The organism is Acidimicrobiales bacterium (assembly GCA_036378675.1).
Lineage (GTDB): Bacteria > Actinomycetota > Acidimicrobiia > Acidimicrobiales > Palsa-688 > DASUWA01.
The window spans coordinates 125,805-144,749 of sequence record DASUWA010000054.1 but is presented as its reverse complement, the minus strand read 5'-3'; the positions used below and the strand labels follow the sequence as shown (position 1 = coordinate 144,749).

Below are 18,945 nucleotides of genomic sequence, written 5' to 3'. Positions count from 1 at the left end.
CGCGTCGAATCCCATGCCCAAAACCAATTTTCACGCCCAAACAGTGTCCAGCGTCGGGCTGGTCGGGCGGTACGACGCCGCTCCGAAAGCCGGCCGACCGCCTCCGCCTCTGCCTCCGACCGCCGGCCACACCCAGCCGGCGAACGCTAAGGAGCGGGCTTCGCCTTCGGAGGCGGAACCCCAACCCGGGGCGCCGGCACGGCAGTCTCGGGCCACCGCCGGCGCGAGACGATCGAAAGCTTCCGCAGCAACGCAATGGCCCCTGGGTCGTCGTCGCCTGGCCGCGTCTCGATCACCCCGTCGGCGAGCATCCCGTCGATGATTTCCCGCCCGAGATCGGTGCGGACGATCGTGAGGGTCCAGTCGTTGAACGCCCCGATCCCGCCGGTCGATATGTCGGCGTGCTCGGCGGCGAAGTCGGGGCAGAGCTTGCACCCCTCGCGTGTCCACGCGTGGCACTCCTTCAGCGGGATCTCGTGGTACGAGCCGTCGCGCATCCAGACCTGGAAAACACCCTTGATGTTCATCTTCACGATCTCCTCTTTCTTCAGGCCGTACTTGGCCTCGAAGAGCTCCTCGAAGATCGCGTCGTCAAACGTCTTGGAGCACAGCAATCCGATGGACAAAGCCATCCGCCGCGCCACCTTCCCCGCCTTCCGGGCCTTCATGATCCCCGGCACCGAGGCCTGGCAGCTCATCCCGACCAGGGCCAGCCGTTCCGCCCCGCCCTCGATCGCGTTCGCGTACCCCAGGGTGTTGGCGGAGTAGGTGTACCGGGACCCCGCGCCGGCCAGGACCTCCTCACGGGTCCGGGCGACCGCCGGCACCGCCCGCCAGGTCGAGCCGTCGCCTTCGAGCGCGGATACAAGTGCAGCGTCGATCTTGTCGTTGGCTAGGCACCAGAGCAGGATCGCCGAAACCAGACCGCCGTCCTGACCCTGCTCGTGGATCTGGGGGTCGGTCGCCCGGGCTAGGAAGATGTCCTTGGCGACGCCGGCCATGTCGTCGGCGTCCCGCTCGCGCCCGAACATGAAGGTGTCGACCTCCGGTTCCCAGTCCCGGAAGCGGGGGCACGCCCTGGTGCAGCTGGTGCAGCCCTTCTGGCCGTGGATGCAGTCGCTCGGGCCGAGTTCCTCCTCCAGGTGGTACGGCTTGAAGGCCCCGTTCTTGTCGTCGTAACCGAGGACGTCGTGTGGGCAGGCGACGATGCACCCCGCGCAGCCGGTGCAGAGCCCGGAGGTCACCACCTCGGAAAAAAGCTCCGCCCACTGCGCCCTCCAGCGCTCCTTCGCAGGTGCAGATTCGGTCGCGGTCACGAGGGGCGAGGCTAGCGGGAGCGGCCGGCGGCTACCTGCTCGCCACGGCCCTCGAGCGCCGCGGCGCACACTGAATCCTCGTCGGCCGCACCCGTGGGGCAGCTGGCGGTGCCGAGCTTCCGGCCTACCGGCAGCGTGCGCAGGTGCTCGAGCACCGAGCGGGTGATCCCTTCGAGCTGTGTGATCTGGTCTGGGTCTAGAAGGTCGATGAGGTGCCGCCTGACGCTCTCGACGTGCGACGGAGCGGCCCGGCGGATCTCTTCCATGCCCTCGTCGGTCAGCACCGCGAACGCTCCTCGCGCGTCAGACGGGCAGTCCTCGCGCCTCACCAGGCCGCGGGCTTCCATCCGGGCGAACTGGTGTGAGAGCCGGCTCTTGGACCAGTCGAGCCGGGTGGCGAGCTCGGTCATCCGGACCCGCCTCTCCTCCGCCTCGGACAGGTTGACCAGCACCTGGTAGTCGGCGTACGACAGTCCGGTCTCGGCGAGGAGATCGCTGGTGATCTGGCTGTGTAGCAGTTCGCTCATCGCCAGATAGCCCCTCCACGCACGGCTTTCCTGGGTGTTCAACCAGCGCGGCTCGGCCGCCGGGCGATCGTCGCCGGCGCCATCGCTCATATCGAGGGCCGTCCCCACGCTGTCATTGTACTAGCCGACCACAGATAGTTGATCTATCAACGATCCGCCCCAAACGATCTCTGACTGGCGCCGGGTCAGTTCCCGTCGTCGCCCGCCCACGCCTGAAGCCAACGCGGGTCGGCCTGGTCGCCTTCCCGGAGGAATCGAACATCGGCCGACAGCCGCATTTCGTCGGTGATGGTGTCGAGCGAGGCATGGACCAGGTGCGGCGAGTGGACGGTGACGTCGCCGGCTTCGAAATTCGCCCACAGCCAGCGCCGGCCGGTGGTGTGCGCAACCAGGGCGAGGTCATGGGTGATCGGCCGGCGGTCGTCGGGCCGGTCGGTGACCGACTTCAGCGGTTCGAACTCGGCCTCGTCCATCTGATGCGACGATTCGAGGTAGATCAGGCCCCCGGCCGGCAGCGGGCAGTCCCCGAGAGGGATCCACATCGTCAGGAGGTGGTCGCTTCCTTGGTCCAGGTAGGTGTGGTCGACGTGGGCCCTCGACGCGCGGGGCGTCGACCGGTCGAAGTGGCGGACTATCGAACGGGGCAGCCTCCACGCCGGACCGCCGAGGACCGCCCGGGCGAGTTCGAGCAGCCGTTGCTGAGAGACGAACCGGTCGAAGACCTCACTCCTCACGAACGCGTGCGCCGGATGCCCCGCCACCCCGTGAGCCGGCAGGTCCGGCGGCCGTTCACCCGAGAACACACCCTCGTCAGGCGACGTGCCCGCCTTCAGGTACGAAGGATCGAAAAGCGAAAAGTAGGCTTCTCGCATCGACCGCACCTCGCCCCCGTCGAGGTAGCCGCGAAGGTACAGGTAGCCGTCCGCCACGTAGCGCTCGGACAGGGCTCGGGCGTCGCCGGCGACATCGGAGCTGTCTCGGAGCGGCGCGAAGTGCCGGTCGTCGAAGGGGACCTCCACTCCGTTGGAACTGACCGTTGATGGCAAATGACCTCTTTCGGCGGCGAACAGAAGAATTCAGGTTATTCGCCGTCGGTCACCCACCGGATGATCCTGCTTCACCGCAGGTGGGTAGCTTAGAGGAACTATAGTTCCTTTAGTCTACCCAGATAGCCTTTGATGCCCTAAGGCTACGCCGCCCCCTGTTTGTCGACCCCTGTTTGTCGACCCCAGTTGTCGACCCCAGGTTGTCGACTCAGTGGTCGAGAGGGTTGCAGATCTGGCAGGGCCGGAAACCGGGGGTGTCGGAGTCGACGGTGCGCAGGTTCTCCTTGGTCGCCACGACCGGGCAGTCGGGCCGGTGAACGAGGGTTCCGCGCTCGGTGGCGACCAGCTGGCGGGCGGCCGTAGAGGTGTAGCTCCCGGAGGTGGCACGGGCCGTCACGGTCGCGGCTTCTGTCTCCGCCCGCCGGCGCGGCCGGCGACCCGAACCGACCGGCTCCTCGTGCTGAGCGGCGGCGCCGGGCGCGGTATCGGTGACGTCAACCCTGTATCCGTTGCTGGCCCCGTTGGACGAATGCGACCCGCTCGCCAGCTGAGCCTCGATACGGGACAACGCCCGCAGCGTCTGCTGGGCCGCGGTACTGGTGGTGCGGATCTGCCGGGTGACCCAGTAGCTGAAATAGAGGAACCCGCCGATGAACACCAGGCCCAGCCCGAGCATCCCGCCGGAGATCAGGTAGTCGTTCTGCTCGTACAGCTTGGGGGTGTGGGCCGCCCCGTACCAGCCCACGATGATCGTGATCACGCCGATCGGTAGGAGAAGCCCTCCCAGCACCAACATCACCGTCTCGAGGGGGAAGTTCCTCGACCGTGCGGGTCGCAGCCGTGCGAGAGATCCCATCAGCGCGGCGTGGCGCGGCGGGACCGATTCGGCATCGGCCGGGTTCTCCGCTTCGTAGCCTCCCGGATGAACGGCGCTGGTCATGAGCTCTCCTCGAGCGGGCAGACACTTTCGGGGGGAGCGAGGTCCAGTTGCCTCCCCATTCGGATTATGCCAGCGCCTGTCGCGACAGCGAGGATCAGCAGCCAGACGAGCAGCCCGGCTCTGATCGGGTGCGACAAGTCGACCGGAGTCAGCGCGCCGAGCGAGTTGTGGGAGACCGCCGGCGCCGTCGTCGGCGCGGTTCCCGACGTGACTGGTGAGACTGAAAGGCTCGGGGCCGAGTTTCCGGTGTCCGTGCCGGACTGGATGGCCGCAGCGGCGCCGGCGGCGGTGCCCGACCCGCCGGCGTTACCGAGCAACCCCGTCCCTCCGCCGCCGCCGAGGCCGCCGAGGTCCACCGGGAACGGCGGAGTGGCGATCGCCGTGGCGGTGGCCCGACCGATCGTGATCGTGAGGCTGGCTCCCTGGAGGAAACCGGGGAGGGTGCAGAGCACGTCCAGCTGCGACGCCTGCGAGGGGATGATCGACCCGCAGTCGAGGTTGACCGCGAGATCCGTGGGAAGCGAAAGGCTGATCTTCAAGCCGGCCGACGTGATCGTCTCGGTGGGCGACTGGCTCGTCTCGGTCTGCGGGAGGGGGGTCATGGTGATGCGGAAGGTCGAGATCAGCTGGTTGACCTGCTGGATGACCGGGTTGGTCAGGGAGCCGATGGCGTTGGTTTGCGCCGGCCCGACTGTGATGCCGTCGTTCCCGACGCTGACCTGCTGCCCGTCGATGGTTATGGCCCCGATGTGGGTGCTGGCCTGGCCGTGGACGTTGTTGGCGCCGTCGCTCGTCGCGGTAGCGGTCGACGTCGTCGCGCCGATGGTGATCATCCCGCCAAGGATGCTCAGGCTCGCGAAAGACCCGGTTGCCTTGGAGGTGGCGACGCTCGCGGCGGACGAGCTGGAGCTGCCCTGAATTCCCTGGACCTGGAACAGCCCGTTGACGGCGAAATCGGAAAGCCCCGACGAAGCGGAAGCCCCGTTGGCGTCGGCGTGAGACACCATTTCGACGACGCCGTTGGTAGGCGAGCCAGGCGGGTAGGTGGAGTCGCCCGGCCCGGCGGGGTAGAAGGTTTCAGCCCGGACCGGGTCGTTCGCTTTCGCCAGCACGGCAGCCAGCTGGGCCGGCAGCCCCAGCTGCCCGGAGAGCGACCCGAGGTTGCCGGCGGTTCCGCCTGGCCAGACCACCGACGCCAGAGCGTGGCCGAACGGGCCCGTCTCGAAGTCGGTGGCGTCCTCGGGGACGTCGGCCTCGGCGAGGGGGTGCACGCCGGATAGGCCGGCGGAGTTGTCGATGACGAAGTCGAAGGGGTTGGCGTCCGACTGCACGGTCCATCCGATCAGGGTGGTGTCGGCGCGCGCGGACGCGGAGGGGAGGACCAGCCCCACCAGCGCGGAGGCGGCGGCTAGCCCCACAATCGCGCGACGGCGAACCCGGGATATCGTGCGGCTCTTCATCTGTTCACCCGGAGCGAGTTTCGCCAAGAGGGCATCAATTACCTCCAAGGTAGGCGCCGGCGACGTCCTCCATGTCGGCCGGTTGGCCCACCGCCTGTATCTGTCCGTGCACCATGACCGCGGCGTAGTCGGCTATCGCGAGCGCAGTTCGGGCGAACTGCTCCACGAGCAGGACGGTCATGCCCTCCGCCGCCAGCTGGCCGAGCACGTCGTACAGCTCGGAGACCACCAGCGGGGCGAGGCCCATCGACAGCTCGTCGAGCAGCAGCAGCGCGGGGTCGGTGACCACCGCCCGCGCCATCGCGAGCATTTGCTGCTGGCCCCCGGAAAGCGTTCCGGCGACCTGCTTGCGCCTCTCGGCGAGAATCGGAAAACGGGCGAACGTCTTCTCCTCGACCTCCCGCACGCCCGAGTTGCCCGTGCCGTAGGTCATCACCTTCAGGTTCTCTTCGACGGTCAGATTGGGAAAGATCCCCCGTCCCTCCGGGATGCTGCACACTCCGGCGCGGGCCAGACGGTCGGCCCCCACGCCGTTCAGGTGCTGGCCGCCGATGTGCACGCAGCCCGACGCCGGGTTGTGGCGCCCGTCGATGACCTTCAGAGTCGTGGTCTTGCCAGCGCCGTTGGGACCGAGGAGCGCGAACAGCGTTCCGGCGGGGACCAGCAGGTTGACCCCGTGCAGAACCTCGATGCGGCCATAAGCCGCTTTCATGTCGATCAGCTGGACCGCCGGCGGGATCACGCGCGGGTCTCGAGCTCGACGGTGGGATCGTCGTCAAGGTCGGGGCGGCCCAAACCGATGGAAGTCTCGCCTTCGGGCGATAGCTCGTCGAGCTCCTCGGTTCCTTCGCCGGCGCCGAGGTAAGCCTCTTGGACCTTGCGGTCGTTGCGCACGTGTGCTGCTGTTCCTTCGGCGATCTGGACGCCGAAGTCGAGAACATGGATCCATTCGCACACGTCCATGATCAGCTCCATGTCGTGCTCGACGAGAAGGATCCCCAGCCCGTCCCCGGCGAGTTCGCGGAGCAGGTGCCCGAACGCTTCCGACTCTGCCGTGTCCAGGCCGGAGCCCGGCTCGTCGAGGAGCAGGAGCCTGGGGCGGGTTGCCAGCGCGCGGCCGAGCTCGGTCAGCCTCGCCAAGCCTGTCGGAAGCGTGTTGGCCGGGGCGTCGCCGAGCCGGTAAAGACCGGTCCTCTCGAGGATCGTGTCGGTCTGTTCGTCGACGTCGAAGCGCTCCCGGCTCCATCGCCTCCTTATCTCGCCGGCGACCTGGATGTTCTCGCGGACGGTGAGCGAACCGAATATCTCGAGCCGCTGGAACGTGCGGGCGATGCCCAGCCTCGCCCGGCGATGGACGGGCAAATCGGTCACCGGCTGATCGTCGATCAGCACTTGCCCCTGGGTTGGCATCTGAAGGCCGGTGATCACGTTGAAGATGGTGGTCTTGCCCGCGCCGTTCGGTCCGATCAGCCCGGTGATGCGCGCCGCGTCCGCGGCTATCGACACGTCCTGCAACGCGGTCACCCCGCCGAAGCGGACCGTTACGTCAAGCGTCTGCAACAGTGGCACGGCTGACCTCGACAGGTGACGGTGACGGGCTCATGTCCGCGGCGAGCGGCCGGCCGGGCAGCCCCCGACCTCGCAGGCCTCTGATGCGCGCGAGCTGTTCCCTCAGTTGCTCGCCGGTGCTTGCGATGATGCCCTCGGGACGCAACACGAGGCCGAGTGCACCGAAACCGGTCATGAAATAGGTGACCGCCGCGAAGCGCGACGGAAGGTGAATGGCGATCTGCGGCGCCAGTGCAAGAGAGAGGCTGCCGGCGAGCGCACCTCCCGGAGTCGACACCCCCCAGATGTAGACGATGAGGACGATGAAGAGGCTCTCGATGTATTGGAAGTTGTCGCTGGTGACGGTGTGCTGGGTGGAACCGTACAGTGCGCCGCCGAACGTCGCGATCGCGGTCGCCAGCGAGAACAGAGCCACCTTGGTCAGGCGAAGGTTGAGCCCGAGGGTCGCGCAGGCGGCCTGGCTGTCCTTGGTCGCGTTGAGCAACCGCCCGAACGGGCCACGACGGATTGCAAGGATCCCTGCGGCGAGCAACGCGAAGATCGCCGTCATCACCACCAGGTTCGTGCGGTCGTTGCCCATGTCGATCCCCGGAAGGTGCAGGCGTGGGATGACCAGGTCGCTGCGGCCCATCACAGAGTCCTGAAGGAAGAACAGGTAGTAGGCGAGCTGCCCGAACGCGAGGGTCGACAGCGCCAGCTCGAGTCCTCGCAACCTCAACGCAGGCAGCGCGACGACCGCGCCGAGCGCTGCTCCGGCGAGTGCCGCGACGAGCAGACCGACCGGATTGCCGTGGTGCCCTGTGTGAGCGAACACGTACGCCCCGAGACCGAAGAACGTGTACTGGCTGAGCGAGATCTGACCCCCGTAGCCGGACAGCAGCACGATCGACAGCGCACCGATGGCGAGAGAGACGCCCGTGTTCACGTTTCCGAGCACGGTTCCGTGCAAGAAAGGAGCGACGATCACCGCAATCGCCACGAGCAGCGCGGCGTTCACCAGGCTGCCGCGGGCGCTCGGGATTCTCACCGCCTTGGCCACCGGCGCGACACCTGCGCGCAGACGCACCGCCGGAAGGGCTAGCAGGACGATGAACAGGAACAGGGTCGGAAGGACCGGTCGCAGGTGCACCAGCCAGCCGCTCAGGTTGACGTATCCGGTGACGTAGGCGTCCGCCAATCCGATGACCATCGCGCCTGCGAATGTGAGCGGAAGGCTTCGGAGCCGGCCGAGCATCGCCGCGGCGAAGCTGTTGAGCACGAGCAAGGTCAGGTTGAGGATGTCGAGCGCGGCCGTCGAGGCTTGAAGAATCCCGGCGAGCGCGCCGAGCGAGGCTCCGATCATCCACGAGAGAGCATTCAACGACTTGGGCCTGCCACCGTTCAGAGCCATGAGGGAGCGGTCGTCGACCACTCCGCGCATCGCAATACCGAGGCGTGTGTTGTAGAAGAACAGCCGCAGCCCGCCGGCCACGGCCGCGGCGAGCACGATCGTGAGGATCTCTGCGTAGCTCACCCGGTTCCCGTCGATGACGATGTGCCGGTTCGGACCGAAGAACAGATTGAGAGTTCGGCCGGTCGTCTGCGGCCAGACCGTGAACGCGATGCCCATCAGCGCGACGAGTATGGCCAGAGTCACCACGAGGGTCAGTCCGGTGTCGTTGATGTTGATGTGCCTTATGAGAACGCGCTCCAGCAACACGCCCAGAAGCGGGGCAAGCACCAACAAAACCAAACCCAACGCGTACGGAGCCGCCCAGTGGTCGCTGACCCTCAGTTGCCAGTAGGCGAAGGCCATGATCATGCCGATCGCGCCGTGCGCGAAGTTGAACACACCGCTGGTCGTGTAAGTCACGACCAGGCCGGAGGCCGCGATCGCGTAGATCGCGCCCAGTGATATCCCGGCGATGGTGAGTCCGATGAACTCGCTCATCGGATCACGCGTTGGTCAGGTAGTAATTCGGCGTGTTGGCGCAGTCGAATCCCGTTGGCGGGTCGGCCGGGTCGCGGACGAACTTGCCGTTGACCACGTCGATGATGATGTAACAGTAGGCGGGCGTCTTTTTCGCGGGGTTGTCGGTCGCCACGATCCCACCACCGGTGAACTGGGTGATGGTCGACAATCCGCTCTGTAGCGCCGCGCGCGTCGGAGCACCGCCGGCGTTGATGCCCTGGACGAAGAGCATGCCGGACAACCACCCGTACACGGCGAAGATGTCGGGCGCGCTGTGGTACAGCGCCTGGTACCACTTGTCGAACAGGCCGACCTCGGGAACCGAGGCCGCGTCCTCCCCGCTGTACATCGCCTCGCTCTGCTCGAGTATCGCTCCGTTCGCTGCCGGGCCGGCCTGCGCGATGAACGACGGGTCATAAGCCGGCGCCCCCCAGTCGGCTAGCTGTATCGAGCTCAGATAGCCGATGTTGTAAAGCGACTTCGCCATGTCGGCGTACACCGAGGCGGTCGCCTGGAAAACGATCCCCTTCACACCGTGCGACTGCATGTTGCGCGCCTCGGTGTCGAAGTTGGTCTGGGTGGGCTCGATTCCCTCCTCCGAGTAAACGAACTGGTACCCGATCGACTTCAATCCGGCGACTTCCGCCAGACCCGTCTGCTGGGCGGTCGCGTTGTTCTCGGTGAAGTAGGCCATGTGCGAGGCCGCGTCGGGATACTTCTGCTTGAAGTAGACGTACGGCGCGATGTTCCAACCGACTGGCTCAGGCTGCGGCGAGAAGTTGTTCGGAAGATTGAACCGCTGAGGGCTCAGGGCCTCTCCGATGTCTGGGATGCCGTTCTGCTGCATGACCGAGGCACCGCCCTGGTCGTCGACGGAAAACGAACCCACGAAGGCGAGCACCTGGCCCGCAAGAGACTGGGTCGCGGTGGCGTTCTGGCTCGCATCCAAGTTGTCGTCAGCGGACTTCACGACCATCTTGCGACCGCACACCCCGCCGACGCTGTTTATGTAAGCCGCGAAGGCCTGCGTTCCGCGCTGGGCTCCGAGGAACAAGCCCGGGACCGGACCGGTCAGCGTGCTCACGTTTCCTACGTCGATCTCGGACGCGCTCACGCCCGGGTCGTGGCTCTGCGCGCTTGCCGTGCACACCTTCCCGCCGGCCGCAGTCAGCCCGCCGGACGCGCCACCGCCGCCGCCACCACCGGCCGCCACCGCGCCGGTGCCGCCTGACGAACCGCCTCCCGCCGCGGAGCCGGCTCCACCTGTCGACGCTCCGCCCGACCCCGACGCGGTGCTGCCCGACGCAGTGCCCGAACCACCCGTGCCCGAGGACCCCGATGCCGATCCGGCATTCCCCGACGCTCCCGCACCGACCCCGGTACCAGCCTGGTTGAGGGCTTCTATCTGAGCCTTGCTGAGCCTGGCACCGCACCCCGCTGCCAGGAGGCAAACGGCGGCCAGGACAGCGACGACTCCGTTCTTTTTCATACTCCTCCCAGGCGGTACTACAGCAGGCGCGGACACCCAAAAGGTGTCAGGCAGAACAGTTTCGCTGCCACGTGCCGGAACCCTCTAGGCCAGGTTCCCACCAGCCGGGACAGCTACAGTCCCGACCGAGCAACGGGGAGGACAGCGGGAATGACTCAGGTTCACACGGTTAGCGGGCTGATCGACGCATCCGATCTTGGGCCCACTCTCATGCACGAGCATGTATTCGTACTCACGCCCGACCTGTTGCAGAACTATCCGAATTACCCGTCAACCTGGGACGAAGAGGAACGAGTCGCCGACGCCATCGACAAGCTCAATCGCCTCGTCGCGCTTGGCGTCCGTACGATCGTCGATCCCACGGTCGTGGGGCTCGGGCGGTACATCCCGAGGATTCAGAGGATCGCCAAGGAGGTCGACCTCAACATCGTGGTCGCGACCGGTCTGTACACCTACGACGACCTGCCCCCGAACTTCCACTACGTCGGCCCGGGCACCCCGATCGGAGGGGACGAGCCGATGGTCGACCTGTTCGTCAATGACATCACCGAGGGGATCGCCGGCACCGGCGTCAAGGCCGCGTTCCTGAAGTGCGCGATCGATCAGCCCGGCCTCACCCAGGGGGTCGAGCGGGTTCTTCGCGCCGTCGCCAAGGCCCACCGAGCGACCGGCGCGCCCATCACGGTCCACACGTTCCCCGGGAACCAGAGCGGTCTCATCGCGCAGCAGGTCTTCCAGGATGAGGGTGTCGACCTGACCCGTGTTGTCATCGGGCACAGTGGCGATTCCACCGACCTCGACTACCTCAAGAAACTCGCCGACGCCGGCTCGATCCTGGGGATGGATCGCTTCGGCGCCGAGGTGCTGCTGCCGACGGCCGACCGGGTGGACACGATCGCGGCGCTGTGCCTCGACGGGTATGCCGACCGCATGGTACTCGCCCACGACGCCTCGTGCTACATCGACTGGTTCAACCCCGATCTCGTCAAGACGTTGATGCCGAACTGGCACTACGAGCACATCTCCAACGACGTGCTCCCCGCTCTTCGCGAGGCCGGGGTCACCGACGACCAAGTCACCGCGATGATGGAAGGCAACCCTCGCCGCTACTTCGAGAACGTCGAGCCGTACTAACGCCCTGCTAGGTCAGACCCAGAGAATCTCGTCGCTGCCCGGGTCGGCCGGCAGGTCGCAAGTCGGGCAGTACCACCGGACCTCCATCGGAGTCCCGCAAAGCTCGTGCGACGGGGTCCGCTCGTCGGCCGTTCCGTGGTCGGAGTTCCACTGCGCCAAGATCCTCGCCGCGCCGCCGAGGGCCGTTCCCGCCTCGGTCAACTCGTAGGCGTACCTCAAAGGACGCCGGGAGTACGGCGTCGCCAGCAGGATCTGTTCGGCCTCAAGCCGGCGCAGCCGCTGGGCCAGGACGTTGGTCGCTATACCGGGGAGCTCCTCCTGAAGGTCGGCGAAGCGGCGCGGACCGCCGGCGAGGGCGTCCACAACAAGTAGCGACCACCGGTCGCCGACCCGTTCGAGGGCGCCGGCGAGGGCGCGGCGTGCGTCGGTCGCGGATCGACGGGGGCGCATATCCAAATTTTTAGCCGGATCGTCCAGCTCGCTGGTAACTTGCATCTTGCAAGTCACTCTACAGGAGACGATGGAGGTCGTGATGGCACTGGTGGACGAGCTGCCCGGGGTTGCGGGCGCCGTATCGGAGAAGGTTGGACGCTCGGTCGTAAGGGTCGGGCGCGACGGGCGGGGAAGCGGGCTGGTCATCGGCGAGGGCCAGGTGTTGACCAGCGCCCACAACTTGCGCGGTGGCGAGATAACCGTCGCCTTCGCTGACGGCCGTTCCGCGGTCGGCACGGTGGCAGCGGCCGATGCCGACGCCGACATCGCAGTCGTCAACGTGGACACGGCCGGCTCGCCTGCTGTCCCGTGGGATCCGCAGATTGCTGGCCGGTTGAGCCTGGGGACGCCCGTTCTCGGCGTTGCCCTGGCGGCAGGCGGGGGAGTCCGGGTTACGTTCGGCACCGTTTCGTCGGTCGGTCGCGCGTTTCGCGGTCCCCGAGGCCGGCTCATCTCCGACGGGATCGAGCACAGCGCGACCCTCGGCCGGGGCTCGTCGGGTGGGCCGCTGCTCGACTTCGAGGGGCGACTGGTCGGCATCAACACCCACCGGACGGGCGACGGTCTCTACCTGGCCGTTCCGGCAGGGACAGGGCTGCGGGCGAAGGTCGATTCGTTGTCGAAGGGTGAGGCACCGACCCGCCGGCGCCTGGGCGTCGGCCTGGCTCCGTCACGGATGGCCGCGCGGCTCCGCTCGGCGGTAGGGCTCCCCGCTCGGGACGGCGTCCTCGTGCGAGAGGTCGCGTCCGGCAGCCCCGCTGCGGAGGCGGGCCTGACCCGGGGCGACCTGATCGTCGCCGCCGGAGGGTCGGCGGTAACCACCACCGACGAGCTTCTCGCCGCAGTTGATGCGGTGGGCGACGACGGGATCCTTCGGCTTACCGTCGTGCGGGGCGTCGAGGACGTCGAGGTCGTGGTTCGTTTTGCGGGGGCTGCAGAAGAGGTCTGACGATCCTCGTCAGCGCGGCTCTCGCCTCGCCGGGGTCCTCGAAGTCGACGACGGACCCCGGCATGAGGACAAAGGAGATCGCGAGGCGCACCAGCACCTCCGCAACCAGCTCGACCTCCGCGCGCCGGCGGCCATCCATGGTCTCTCCGGTGAGCGTCTCGTACTGCGACACCAGCGCCGCCCGGCCCAGGTGGAGCACGGGTGCGGCGGTGAAGAGGGAGAGGGCGGTGGCTTTGTCGTTTTCGAACAGTCCCGGGACGAGCGACTCGGTGGCCATCCGCATTCCCACCAGAAAACCTTCCACCACCTTTTCCTCCACCCCCTCCGCATCGGCGACGGCCCGCGCGATGGCAGCGAAGAAGCGGTTGATTTCACGGGCGATCGTCGCGTGGACGAGGTCCTCCCGGCTCGCAAATCGGCGATACACAGTGGCTCTGCCGACTCCCGCGACGTCGGCGACATCATCCATGCTCCAGCGGCGTAACCCGTAACGTGCCAGCAGTTCTGCGGCCGCGTCGACGACTGAATCGGTCGCCTCGTCTTCGATCCTGTTTACGTCGATTACTCCCCCGACCCCGGCGATGATCGCGGTCACGTCGAGAATCGCGGCCTTGCGCGGCACTGGTCAGGCCACCGCTGCGCTCGCCGCAGCCGCTTCTCTGGCGGCTTTGCGACCAGCGGCCGCGGTCGGCCCGTAGCGAAGGTTCTCGGGTACGAAGCGCCAGGACTCGCGGGTGGCGAGCTGGAGCGACCGGTACTGCATCTGCTGGTCGATCCGCCATGGAATTCCGAAGCGGCGACGGACCCGTCCCGGCAAGCCACCGATTGCCGTCAGCTGCAGGACCGGCGTAACGACCACTGGTTGCAACGGCTTCGTCCACCACGGGAGGAACGGCACGCCGAGCGATCGGTCGTTGAGCGCCATCTCAACCGCCCGCTCTGCTGCAGGAGTCATCTCCAGAACCTCGTCGCAATATCTGCGCCACGCTGCGCGGAACGAGTCCCAGTCCGGTGGCACCGCCTTCATCGATACCCCGTAGCGTCGATACCACTCGACCCCGTCGAGGTATAGCTCTTCGCGTTCTGCGTCGTTCAGTTGCTTCCGGTCGAAGCGGTCGATCAACTGCTCCACCGCGTATTGGAACGTGGCGTGCGCCCACCAGAACGTCGACGGTTCCAGCGCGCTGTAGCGCCGCTGCTGCTCGTCGATTCCCTTGATCTTGCGGTGCAGATCCCGGACCCTGTGTCCGAGCGTCTCCGGATCGGGGTCGTAAACGACGCCGATGATCTGGGGAATGGACCTGACGATCCGGTCCCAAGGATCGTCGAAGAAGTTCGAGTGGTCCGCCACGCCGGCCCCGATCGCCGGGTGCATCAGCTGCAGGATTCCGGCCGACAGCCCGGTGAACCCGAGGCGGTGGTCGCCGGCATACCGCCACAGCAACGAACCGGGACCGAGCGGCCGTGGCGCCGGCACGGCGTTGGCGCGCTGAGACATAGAGATGATTTTAGTCTCATCGGGGGTCTGCCGGGGGGACGGCTCGATGAGCTGCTCGGTCCCGGATGATCTATGAGGCTCAACGGCTCAGCTACTTGGACGAAAGCGGCCTTCTTTCGCCCCTGACGCCAGATACACCCAGCTCCTCCGTTTACAGGGTCGTCATAGGCGTCAAAAGGAAGAGCGAAAGGAGCGTTTGAACCGCGTTGGTCGCTGATATGGAAATCCACATCATTCGAATAATCATTAGGGAAATAGGCTGCGCTAAGTGATTATCGCATCGCTCTGCACGGCGTTCGAGACGGTCCTCGCCGGGGATGACGATGTGATCGGCGGGCCGGTGGACATGGTGGCCAAGTTCGAAGATCATGGATGAACGAGCTACTGGTAGATGAACCAGATCCTCCAACCTTCACGGAAACGGGACACGAAGAAGGCGAGCTGGGACAGGCTCGCGCTTGGCAAGGCCTTGGGGAGGTACACCTCGACGATGATCGTGTCGGCCCCCACCCCGGGGTCGCACTGGGTGTAGGGGATGGCGGCGTGCGGTTGCGCTTCCGGAGAGGGCGGGGGCGTCGCCTTGTACACGTTCTGGATCTGGTAAGGCCCGCCGAACTGGTTGCCCCCCGACTGAAGGTCGTCTGCGACTATCGCGGCCGCTTGAGCGTCGGCGTCTTTGGTGAGTGGCAGGGGAGTTGCGAGCGGGCATCCTTGCGGGTCGGTGGCAACTCGTGTCGCCGGGTAGGTCACCCCAGGGTTGGGTGCGACCGTTGTCGTGGAGGATGACGGGTTGCCGACGATGGTGACAGAGTTCTGGCTACCTGAATTGAGCAGAGCGAGCGGAAAGATCAGCGCGACGGCGGCAAGGGCGAAAATTGCCGCGACGATGGTTACCCCTGTTCGATGGCGGCGGCCTGCCCTGGCTTCGAGAGCGCGAAGGTCCGGTACAGGTTTGCGGCCGGCCGAGATCTTCAGGTGCAGTGTCGCTGTTTTGCCGAGGTCGTCAACTTCAGTCATCTGGTGCCTCTACTCCGAGTGCGCTCGCCACCCGACGGCGTCCCTGATGGAGCAGCGCTCTCACTGTCCCTTCCCGTATCTCGAGGATCGCGGCCACCTCGGTGACCGACAGGTCTTCCCAGTAGTACAGGGCGACCACCTCCGCCTGCCGACGTGGCAAACACCGGACGGTCCTCCAAAACTCGAGATCAGCTTCCACGTCCCCACCCGGGTCGTCCGCTCTGGTGTTGGCAAGTCGAAGGTAGGCGAGCGCTTCGCGGGAGAGACGGCGCCTGGCCGACAGAGCCAGATTGATGACCACCCTGCGCAACCACGCGCCCGGACGGTCGTAGGCGGAGACTTTCGACCATCTCTGATGTCCACGAACGAACGCTTCTTGGACGATGTCTTCAGCGGCCGACCAGGATCCGGTGAGGGCGAACGCCAAGCCGAGCAGGCCCTGGTATTCGGTTGCGACGAGAGCGCCGAAATCTCCGCCAGTCCCGTTCGAGTCCCTGGCCGAAGCGAAGGACTTGTACCGAATGTCGCACATGATGCCATGGCCTTCCCAATCAGCTCACACTTTCGGACCAAATAGTTCGCTTAGCATCCAGCCCTTTTTTTCTGAGATGGGACCACCTCGACAGGCATGCAGCCAGAAATGGTGTGGCAGACGATTCCCGGGAACCTTCTTTTTGGGGCGGCTTCCATCGCCAGATGTCGTCATAACGTCAACGCCGCCCAATGGGACTGGATCTCCTACCACAGTCACCGGATGATCCCGACGCTCCAACGAACCAGTGGGACGGGCAGGTAATAAATCGACCGAGACGTGGGCAGCACTGAACCGGTGCTTCCTCTACACGTCCGACTTGCTCGAGATCCACTGGATTTGGGAGGAACAGCGTCGAACGTCGAGGCGTTATCTAGGGGTCACGCCCTGCTTTTGCCTATCTGTTCAACGGCTGGGTCCAATACCGTGGCCGGCGCGAACCTCCCGGTGGCGTGGCTTGGAGGCAAGTTGACAATCCGTTGAAGACCCGCTCCGGGTCGCTCAGGCAGCGATGGTGCGTCTGAGCAGGACCGTTGTGGCTGGCGGGGGAGGACTCGAACCTCCAACATCCGGATCCAAAGTCCGGTGTTCTGCCAATTGAACTACCCGCCACCGCGGGGCCCCAGGCTCGCATAATCGTACGGCCGCCGTGGGGTTGGTACCCCGCGTCGCGGAGGAGGGCGGGTTGGGTCCCGCCCGGGCGATGTCGTGGCCGTGGGGTTGGTAGAAAAGAGCCATGTCGCGCGACGCCACCCTTTCGGCCGTCGTCCTCGCCGCGGGAGAAGGCACCCGCATGCGCTCCGAGCGGCCCAAGCCGCTCCACCGGTTGTGCGGCCGGCCAATGGTCGTTCACGTGCTGTATGCGCTCGCGGAGCTGGAACTGGATCGGGCGGTTGTCGTCGTCGGTCACGGCGCGCCCTGGGTGATCAAGTCGGTCGGCGAGCAAGCGCCTCCAAGCCTCGAGGTTGACTTCGTCGAACAGCGCGTTCAACGCGGCACCGGTGACGCGGTGTTGGTCGCTCTGTCGGCGTTTCCCGACGAAGGCGACGAGTCGGACATTGTTGTGCTGCCGGGGGACACGCCGTTGCTTAGGCCCCCGACCCTTGCGGCATTGGTGCGCGAGCACCGTCGCGCTGATGTCGCCGCGACCGTCCTGACTGCGAAACTCTCCAACCCACACGGCTACGGACGAGTCGTAAGGGACCGCAACGACATGGTCTCTCGCATCGTCGAGCAGGGGGACGCAACCGAAGACGAACTGGCCGTGGACGAGGTCAACACCTCGATATACGTGTTCAGGCGCTCCGTGCTCGCGCCGGCGCTCAGGCGGCTCAGCCCCGACAATTCACAGGGCGAGTACTACCTCACCGACGCGATCGGAGTCCTTCACGACGCTGGTTACGCGGTCACCTCCGTGGTAATCGAAGATCCGATGGAAGCTGCGGGCGTCAACGATCGGCACCAATTGGCGGTTGCCGAAGCCGAGCTGCGAGACCGGATCAACGAACGCTGGATGCGCCGAGGAGTGACGATGGTCGATCCGGAAGCGACCTACGTGGACACGACCGTGGAGCTCTCGGAGGACGTGGTCCTGTACCCCGGGACCCATCTACAGGGAAACACGACGGTTGCAGTCGGAGCTGAGCTCGGTCCGAACACCCAGCTCGCCGATTGCACGGTCGGCGCGCGGGCAGTGGTGACCGCCACGATTGGGCGAAATTGCGAAATTGGGGCGGAAGCTCAAGTGGGTCCCTGGGCCTACCTGCCTCCCGGAACGAAGCTTGGCGCCGGTTCGGTCACCGGTCCGTGCTTCACTGGAGGGGCAGATGACACACGCTGATTTCGACGACAGCAGCGCTCACATGGAGCTCGTGCCCACTCGCAAGCTCCACGTCTTGTCCGGGCGCACCCATCCGGCCCTCGCCGAGGAGATCGCCAGCAACCTTGGCGTTTCTCTGAGCGACCCCAACATTGTCGACTTCGCCAACGGTGAGATCCGTCCGCGATTCACCGAGTCGGTGAGAGGGGCTGATGTTTTCATCATTCAGTCCCACGGGCATACCCCGGGGCGATCGGTGAACGACTCGCTCGTGGAGCAATGGATCATGATCGACGCGGCCAAGCGGGCTTCGGCGAAACGGATCACCGCGGTCTGCCCGTATTACGGGTACTCCCGCCAGGACCGTAAGTCGAAGGGACGAGAGCCGATCACCGCCCGGATGGTCACCGATTTCTTCAGCACAGCCGGCGCCGACCGGATCATGTCGGTCGATCTGCACTCGGGCCAGATCCAGGGATTCTTCGACGGGCCGGTCGACCACTTGACTGCTGTTCCTCTGCTGACCGACTACCTGAGGGAGAACGCCCCGAGCGGCGACTTCGTTATGGTCGCCCCGGATACCGGGCGGACCAAGGTGGCCGAGCAGGCCGCACGGCACGCCGGCTCGGACGTCGATGTGGCCGCCGTCTACAAGCGCCGCCCCAAGGACCTCGTCAATCAGGTCCAAGCGCTGGATGTGATGGGTGACGTCGAAGGCCGAATGTGCGTGCTGATCGACGACATGGTCGACACCGCCGGCACCATCGTCGCCGCGGCGGAGATCCTGCTCGACAAGGGCGCTACCGAGGTCTGGGCGATGGCAACTCACGCCGTGCTTTCGGACCCGGCTGCGGACCGGCTGAAGAATTCGCCCATAACTCGCGTCGTCGTCTCCGACACCCTCCCGCTCCCTCCCGAGAAGCAGATCGACAAGATCGAGGTCGTATCTGTTGCTCGTGTCTTCGCCGACGCGATCGCCGCCGTCTTCGGCGATGGCTCGGTTTCTCAGATATTCGGCGGAGAGAACCAGACCTAGGGCGTCGCCGGCGCCGCCTGCCCATGCCGCTTCCGGGTTGGCCATTTCACGTTTGGGCGTAAGAACGAGCACCCTACGGCTCAATTCCACGCCCGAAGCGCAGAGTTACACCCAGAAGCGACCGGCCACCGCTGCCCGAACCGGCCCCGACTCGTCGGCCGCACCCGCCC

The 18,945-nt window shown here is 66.1% G+C and carries 18 protein-coding genes and 1 tRNA gene; 4 read left to right on the top strand and 15 right to left on the bottom strand.

The window, feature by feature from the left end:
• Positions 1 to 146: 146 nt before the first annotated feature.
• From VFZ97_17245 to VFZ97_17205, 9 genes are all read right to left on the bottom strand, one after another.
• Positions 147 to 1,316 carry a Coenzyme F420 hydrogenase/dehydrogenase, beta subunit C-terminal domain gene (locus VFZ97_17245; GenBank protein ID HEX6395182.1) on the bottom strand — a complete coding sequence of 390 codons (1,170 nt, stop codon included), beginning with the start codon at positions 1,314 to 1,316 and terminating at the stop codon, positions 147 to 149.
• 11 nt (positions 1,317 to 1,327) lie between these two features.
• Positions 1,328 to 1,951 (bottom strand): MarR family winged helix-turn-helix transcriptional regulator, encoded by a 624-nt coding sequence (locus VFZ97_17240; protein ID HEX6395181.1) that lies wholly within the window; start codon positions 1,949 to 1,951, stop codon positions 1,328 to 1,330.
• Between the two features lie 77 nt (positions 1,952 to 2,028).
• Positions 2,029 to 2,889, bottom strand: coding sequence for a phytanoyl-CoA dioxygenase family protein (locus VFZ97_17235; protein HEX6395180.1), 861 nt, complete (start codon positions 2,887 to 2,889; stop codon positions 2,029 to 2,031).
• A 208-nt stretch (positions 2,890 to 3,097) separates the two neighbouring features.
• Positions 3,098 to 3,829 (bottom strand): hypothetical protein, encoded by a 732-nt coding sequence (locus VFZ97_17230; protein ID HEX6395179.1) that lies wholly within the window; start codon positions 3,827 to 3,829, stop codon positions 3,098 to 3,100.
• Positions 3,826 to 5,289, bottom strand: coding sequence for a hypothetical protein (locus tag VFZ97_17225; GenBank protein ID HEX6395178.1), 1,464 nt, complete (start codon positions 5,287 to 5,289; stop codon positions 3,826 to 3,828). The genes VFZ97_17230 and VFZ97_17225 overlap by 4 nt, the downstream gene beginning before the upstream one ends.
• Positions 5,290 to 5,323: 34 nt before the next feature.
• Positions 5,324 to 6,031 carry an ABC transporter ATP-binding protein gene (locus VFZ97_17220; GenBank protein HEX6395177.1) on the bottom strand — a complete coding sequence of 236 codons (708 nt, stop codon included), beginning with the start codon at positions 6,029 to 6,031 and terminating at the stop codon, positions 5,324 to 5,326.
• On the bottom strand, positions 6,028 to 6,858 hold the full coding sequence (locus VFZ97_17215) for an ABC transporter ATP-binding protein (GenBank protein HEX6395176.1): 831 nt from the start codon (positions 6,856 to 6,858) through the stop codon (positions 6,028 to 6,030). Before VFZ97_17215 ends, VFZ97_17220 begins: the two co-directional genes overlap by 4 nt.
• A complete protein-coding gene (locus VFZ97_17210) occupies positions 6,836 to 8,788 on the bottom strand; it encodes an ABC transporter permease (protein HEX6395175.1) in 1,953 nt (650 codons plus the stop codon). The genes VFZ97_17215 and VFZ97_17210 overlap by 23 nt, the downstream gene beginning before the upstream one ends.
• 4 nt (positions 8,789 to 8,792) lie before the next feature.
• Positions 8,793 to 10,298: an ABC transporter substrate-binding protein gene (locus VFZ97_17205; GenBank protein HEX6395174.1), complete on the bottom strand. Its 1,506-nt coding sequence runs from the start codon at positions 10,296 to 10,298 to the stop codon at positions 8,793 to 8,795.
• A 150-nt stretch (positions 10,299 to 10,448) separates the two neighbouring features.
• On the opposite strand from VFZ97_17205, the gene VFZ97_17200 reads away from it, so the two are divergent.
• Positions 10,449 to 11,432, top strand: coding sequence for a hypothetical protein (locus tag VFZ97_17200; GenBank protein ID HEX6395173.1), 984 nt, complete (start codon positions 10,449 to 10,451; stop codon positions 11,430 to 11,432).
• Between the two features lie 12 nt (positions 11,433 to 11,444).
• Here VFZ97_17200 and VFZ97_17195 read toward each other — a convergent pair whose 3' ends face one another.
• Positions 11,445 to 11,882: a helix-turn-helix domain-containing protein gene (locus VFZ97_17195; protein ID HEX6395172.1), complete on the bottom strand. Its 438-nt coding sequence runs from the start codon at positions 11,880 to 11,882 to the stop codon at positions 11,445 to 11,447.
• Positions 11,883 to 11,928: 46 nt separating this feature from the next.
• Between VFZ97_17195 and VFZ97_17190 the strand changes: the two genes are divergently transcribed.
• Positions 11,929 to 12,873: a S1C family serine protease gene (locus VFZ97_17190; protein ID HEX6395171.1), complete on the top strand. Its 945-nt coding sequence runs from the start codon at positions 11,929 to 11,931 to the stop codon at positions 12,871 to 12,873.
• On the opposite strand, the gene VFZ97_17185 is transcribed toward VFZ97_17190, so the two are convergent.
• The 5 genes from VFZ97_17185 to VFZ97_17165 form a co-directional block, all read right to left on the bottom strand.
• Positions 12,803 to 13,495: a helix-turn-helix domain-containing protein gene (locus VFZ97_17185; GenBank protein ID HEX6395170.1), complete on the bottom strand. Its 693-nt coding sequence runs from the start codon at positions 13,493 to 13,495 to the stop codon at positions 12,803 to 12,805. The genes VFZ97_17190 and VFZ97_17185 overlap by 71 nt on opposite strands.
• 3 nt (positions 13,496 to 13,498) lie before the next feature.
• Positions 13,499 to 14,371 (bottom strand): oxygenase MpaB family protein, encoded by an 873-nt coding sequence (locus VFZ97_17180; GenBank protein HEX6395169.1) that lies wholly within the window; start codon positions 14,369 to 14,371, stop codon positions 13,499 to 13,501.
• Positions 14,372 to 14,752: 381 nt separating this feature from the next.
• Positions 14,753 to 15,388, bottom strand: coding sequence for a hypothetical protein (locus tag VFZ97_17175; GenBank protein HEX6395168.1), 636 nt, complete (start codon positions 15,386 to 15,388; stop codon positions 14,753 to 14,755).
• Positions 15,381 to 15,920: a SigE family RNA polymerase sigma factor gene (locus tag VFZ97_17170; protein HEX6395167.1), complete on the bottom strand. Its 540-nt coding sequence runs from the start codon at positions 15,918 to 15,920 to the stop codon at positions 15,381 to 15,383. Before VFZ97_17170 ends, VFZ97_17175 begins: the two co-directional genes overlap by 8 nt.
• A gap of 536 nt (positions 15,921 to 16,456) precedes the next feature.
• Positions 16,457 to 16,532: transfer RNA gene (locus tag VFZ97_17165), tRNA-Gln, on the bottom strand.
• Between the two features lie 124 nt (positions 16,533 to 16,656).
• On the opposite strand from VFZ97_17165, the gene VFZ97_17160 reads away from it, so the two are divergent.
• Together VFZ97_17160 and VFZ97_17155 are read left to right on the top strand one after the other, a co-directional pair.
• Positions 16,657 to 17,760: an NTP transferase domain-containing protein gene (locus VFZ97_17160; protein HEX6395166.1), complete on the top strand. Its 1,104-nt coding sequence runs from the start codon at positions 16,657 to 16,659 to the stop codon at positions 17,758 to 17,760.
• On the top strand, positions 17,747 to 18,775 hold the full coding sequence (locus VFZ97_17155) for a ribose-phosphate diphosphokinase (protein HEX6395165.1): 1,029 nt from the start codon (positions 17,747 to 17,749) through the stop codon (positions 18,773 to 18,775). Before VFZ97_17160 ends, VFZ97_17155 begins: the two co-directional genes overlap by 14 nt.
• Positions 18,776 to 18,945 lie beyond the last annotated feature (170 nt).